We start from the raw sequence: 697 nt of genomic DNA, 5'->3' as shown, positions 1-697 counted from the left end.
TACTTGGCGACGCACGGCATCAAAACCATTTTCCGCAGGAAGGATCAGTAAGCTCCCAGGTTTACCTGCTTCAATGCCGTGTTTGTCTTGAATGTTCAGCGTACGCGCTGAGTTGGTGCTGATCAGATCAAGCGAGTTGTTGATTTGGTCGTACCCATCACTTGGCAACATGCAGACCATGTGCAGCACTTGCAGCATGTTTGCTGTGCCGAGCGGATACCAAGGATCAAACACGTCATCGTGACCAAAACAGACGTTGATGTTGGCGTTGAGCATCTCTTTTACACGAGTCACACCACGACGTTTCGGGTAGTCATCAAAGCGACCTTGAAGGTGGATGTTGACCAGCGGGTTCGCCACGAAGTTGATGCCTGACATGCGCAGCAAACGGAAGAGGCGAGAGGCGTATGCACCGTTGTAAGAGCCCATCGCCGTTGTATGGCTTGCGGTTACCTTGTAGCCCATGTTGAACTTGTGCGCTAACGCCGCCAGAGTTTCAACAAAGCGTGACTGCTCATCATCAATTTCATCACAGTGCACATCGATACGAAACGGTCTGTATTTTTGTGCCAGTTCAAAACGTAATGCAGCGACTCAATGCCGTATTCACGAGTAAACTCAAAGTGAGGAATCGCGCCAATCACATCCGCACCTAATTGAACCGCTTCCTCTAGCAACTCTTTGCCGTTCGGGTAAG

1 pseudogene is annotated in these 697 nt (G+C 50.2%); it reads right to left on the bottom strand.

From position 1 onward, the window contains the following. Window positions 1-697, bottom strand: a pseudogene (locus CIK04_RS29535) (amidohydrolase family protein); the annotation flags it as partial.

The organism is Vibrio sp. 03_296 (genome assembly GCF_002265885.1).
Note: the sequence above shows the minus strand (reverse complement) of the source record. Positions and strands in the feature narration are given on the sequence as shown.